Annotated in this window: 4 protein-coding genes; 2 read left to right on the top strand and 2 right to left on the bottom strand. The window is 74.6% G+C overall.

Annotated elements, in window-relative coordinates; translation table 11 throughout:
- Positions 1-38 precede the first annotated feature (38 nt).
- Together ACFU6K_RS33380 and ACFU6K_RS33375 are read right to left on the bottom strand one after the other, a co-directional pair.
- Positions 39-668 carry an MBL fold metallo-hydrolase gene (locus ACFU6K_RS33380; protein WP_380669471.1) on the bottom strand — a complete coding sequence of 210 codons (630 nt, stop codon included), beginning with the start codon at positions 666-668 and terminating at the stop codon, positions 39-41.
- Positions 665-1,750 carry an S-(hydroxymethyl)mycothiol dehydrogenase gene (locus ACFU6K_RS33375; protein WP_380669469.1) on the bottom strand — a complete coding sequence of 362 codons (1,086 nt, stop codon included), beginning with the start codon at positions 1,748-1,750 and terminating at the stop codon, positions 665-667. Before ACFU6K_RS33375 ends, ACFU6K_RS33380 begins: the two co-directional genes overlap by 4 nt.
- A 633-nt stretch (positions 1,751-2,383) precedes the next feature.
- On the opposite strand from ACFU6K_RS33375, the gene ACFU6K_RS33370 reads away from it, so the two are divergent.
- A complete protein-coding gene (locus ACFU6K_RS33370) occupies positions 2,384-3,598 on the top strand; it encodes a cytochrome P450 (RefSeq protein ID WP_380669467.1) in 1,215 nt (404 codons plus the stop codon).
- The coding region (locus tag ACFU6K_RS33365) for a ferredoxin (RefSeq protein WP_380669465.1) at positions 3,595-3,851 on the top strand (257 nt) is incomplete at its 3' end. The genes ACFU6K_RS33370 and ACFU6K_RS33365, both read left to right, overlap by 4 nt.

Raw genomic sequence — 3,851 nt, 5'->3', positions numbered from 1 at the left:
GGGAACGGTCGTTCCCCGGGGGCCGTACGGGCAGGGCGTCAGTGCCCGCGCGCGATCCACTCCGGCAGGGCCGGGGCCTCGGCGCCGATGGTGGTCGGGTCACCGTGGCCGGTGCGCACCACGGTCTCGGCCGGGAGCGTCAGCAGCCGCTCGCGGATCGAGTCGACGATCGTCGGAAAGTGCGAGAACGACCGGCCGGTGGCACCGGGGCCGCCCTGGAACAGGGTGTCGCCGGTGAAGACGGTGCCCAGCGCGGGCGCGTACAGGCAGACCGCGCCCGGCGCGTGGCCCGGGGTGTGCAGCACCGTCAGCTCGGTGCCCGCCACCTCGATCCGCTGTCCGTCGGCCAGTTCGCCGTCCGGCAGCCGCTCGGGGTGGGTGAGCTTCCACAGCGGCAGGTCGTCCGGGTGCAGCAGGATCGGCGCACCGGTGCGGGCGGCGAGGGCCGGGGCCGCGTCGATGTGGTCGTTGTGCGCGTGGGTGGAGACGATCGCCAGCAGCCGGCGCCCGCCGAGCGCGGCCTCGATGGCCTCGGCGTCGTGCGCGGCGTCGATCACCACCGCCTCCTCGTCGTTCCCGACGATCCAGACGTTGTTCTCCACCTCCCAGCTGCCGCCGTCGAGTTCGAAGGTCCCGGCGGTCACCAGCCGGTCGATCCGGGCGGTCACAGGATCACCACCGAGCGGAGGACGTCGCCCTGGTGCATGCGCTCGAAGGCCTGCTCCACGGCGTCCAGCCCGATGGTCTCGGTGACGAAGGCGCCGAGGTCCAGGCGGCCCTGGAGGTAGAGGTCGACGAGCATCGGGAAGTCCCGCGAGGGCAGGCAGTCGCCGTACCAGGAGGACTTCAGCGCGCCGCCGCGGCCGAAGACGTCGAGCAGCGGAAGCTCCAGCGTCATCTCCGGGGTCGGCACGCCGACCAGGACGACGGTGCCGGCCAGGTCGCGGGCGTAGAAGGCCTGCTTGTACGTCTCCGGGCGGCCGACCGCCTCGACCACCACGTCCGCGCCGTTGCCGCCGGTCAGCTCGCGGATCGCCTCGACCGCGTCGGTGGTACGGGAGTTGACGGTGTGGGTGGCGCCCAGCCTGCGGGCGGTCTCCAGCTTGCGGTCGTCGATGTCGACGGCGATGATCTTCGCCGCGCCCGCCAGCCGGGAGCCCATCACGGCCGCCCCGCCGACGCCGCCGCAGCCGATGACCGCGACCGAGTCGCCCCGGCCGACGTTGCCGGTGTTGATCGCGGCGCCGAGGCCCGCCATCACGCCGCAGCCCAGCAGGCCCGCGACGGCCGGCTCGGCCGCCGGGTCCACCTTGGTGCACTGGCCGGCCGCGACCAGGGTCTTCTCGGCGAACGCGCCGATGCCCAGCGCCGGGGACAGCTCGGTGCCGTCCAGCAGCGTCATCCGCTGCTTGGCGTTGTGGGTGTTGAAGCAGTACTGCGGGCGGCCCCGCTTGCACGCGCGACACTGGCCGCACACCGCGCGCCAGTTGAGGACCACGAAGTCACCGGGCTCGACCTCGGTGACGCCCTCGCCCACCGACTCCACGATGCCCGCGGCCTCGTGGCCGAGCAGGAACGGGAACTCGTCGTTGATGCCGCCCTCCCGGTAGTGGAGGTCGGTGTGGCAGACGCCGCACGCCTGGATCCGGACCACCGCCTCACCCGGGCCAGGGTCCGGCACCACGATCGTGGCCACCTCCACGGGCGCGCCCTTGGCGCGCGCGATGACTGCCTTGACCTGCTGGGGCATCCGATTCCACCTCCGTCTGCCGGTGCGGCTCTGCACCGGTCTGACCTGCGACAAACGACTGCACGACGAACTGCCCACGAAGCGTATCGCCCACCCCGTCGACCACCGGCGGAGCGCCCGGGGCGATCCTCCGCCGCACGGTGTGCTAGGGCCTGTCCGCCGCCGTCGCGGCGGCTCGCGACCGCTCAGGTGGCACGTGCCGGCCGGGTATCCGCCGGGGGTCCGGCGACAGTCCGGCGCGGGCGTGGCGGCAGGGGCGCACAGGTGGCACCGAGCGCCTGCCGGTGCGCCTCGAAGTGCCCGGAAAGCACCGGCGTTGGCTGGAAGTGCCGCAGACGGGCGCCCCGCCAGCCACGTACGGTCGTAGCTGAGACGGTCCACGCGACCACGCTCAGCACACCCGCCCCACCCGTCGGCGCGTGACCCTGCGCCGGCCGCGCCGGATGCGTACCGACCGTGCGCCCCCGCACATTTCGCGCCAGACCCCCGCACATCCCCCCTGAGGAGCCCGACCGAACCCCGGCCCGTGTCGAGCCGCCAGCCGGCCGCACCACCCGTCCCCCGCACCATCCCCGGATTCACCCCCCGTCGGGTCGCGCCCCGCGGCCCACCGTCCTGGAGTCTGGAGTACGGATGTCCACCGAGAACAGTGCGACCAGCGCCGGCACCGCCCCGCTCCCCCCGCTGCACTGCATGCGCCGGCTCGAACCCGGCCCGCCCCGCCTCGCCTCGCTGCCCACCGGCACGCCGGTCTGGCTGGTCAGCCGGCACGCCGACGTGCGCCAGGTGCTGACCGACCCGCGGCTGGGCCGCGCCCCGCTCTACGCGCCGGACGCCCCGCGGGTCACGGTCACGCCCAACATCCTGGACGACCCCCAGAGCATGCTGAACATCGACGGCACCGAGCACCAGCGGCTGCGCCGCACCGTGCAGCGGGCCTTCACCCCGCGCGCGATCGAGCGCTGGCGGCCCTGGGTGGCCTCGGCCGTCGAGTCGCTGATCGACGAGCTGATCGACCACGGCTCCCCCGCCGACATCATCGCGGGCTACTCCCGCCCGCTGCCGGTCGCGGTGATCAGCCGGCTGATGAACCTGGACAACCTGGACAGCAAGCGGCTCGCGCACTGGAGCGACCACGCGCTCTCCACCACCGCGTACTCCGCCGAGGCGATCGTCACCGCGATGACCGAGTTCGCCGCCTTCGGCTCCGAGGTGATCGCCCAGCGCCGGGCCGCCCCCGGCGAGGACCTGGTCAGCGGCCTGCTCGCGGCCGCCGCCGAGGACGGCTCGATCACCGAGGGCCAGCTGGTCGCGCTGGTCATCGGCCTGGTCGTGGCCGGCCACGAGACCACCATGACCAGCCTCGGCAACGCCCTGGTCTACCTGCTCCAGGACGACCGCGAGGCCTGGCAGCGGCTCGCCTCCGACGAGGCCAGCGCCGCCGCCGCGACCGAGCAGCTGCTGCGCGCCGTCCCGCTCGGCGACGCCCAGGAGCACATGCCCGGGCTGATCCGCCGCACCGTCGAGGACGTCGAGATCGGCGGCGTGGTCATCCCGGCCGGCAGCGTGGTCGCCGCCGACGCGGCCGCCGCCAACCACGACCCGGAGTTCTTCACCGGGGACCTGCGCACCGAGCTGTTCTCCCCGCTGGCCGCCCCCACCCTCACCTTCGGCGCCGGCCCGCACCACTGCCTGGGCGCCTGGCTGGCCCGGATGGAGCTGGAGCTGGCCCTGCACCGGCTGGCCCGCCGGCTGCCCGCGCTGCGGCTGGCCGACCCGGTCGAGCGGATCGACTGGCGGCGCGGCCTGCTCACCCGCAGCCCGAACGCCCTGCGGGTGGTCTGGTGACGGGCCGCGCGGACACCGATCCGGTGGTCGTCCGGGTCGACCGGGACCGCTGCATCGGCTCCGGGATGTGCGCCCTCAGCGCCCCCGACTCGCTGGCCCTCGGCGCCGACGGACTGGCCGCGCCGCTGGCCGGGTACGCGGACGGCGGCGCGGAGTTGACGGACGGGCTGAGCGAGGCCGTGGACTACTGCCCGGTCGAGGCGCTCAGCCTCCACTCGGCCCGCGGCGGCTACCGGATCGCCCCGGCGGAGTG

Origin of the sequence: Kitasatospora sp. NPDC057512 (assembly GCF_042802135.1) — a bacterium.
Lineage (GTDB): Bacteria > Actinomycetota > Actinomycetes > Streptomycetales > Streptomycetaceae > Kitasatospora.
The sequence above is the reverse complement of the archived record's forward strand: the minus strand, read 5'-3'. Positions and strand labels throughout refer to the sequence as shown.

Bases quoted from the DNA above. Each gene is read 5' to 3' on its own strand.
- ACFU6K_RS33375 (WP_380669469.1), bottom strand. From the start codon at position 1,750: ATGCCCCAGCAGGTCAAGGCAGTCATCGCGCGCGCCAAGGGCGCGCCC.
- ACFU6K_RS33370 (WP_380669467.1), top strand. From the start codon at position 2,384: ATGTCCACCGAGAACAGTGCGACCAGCGCCGGCACCGCCCCGCTCCCC.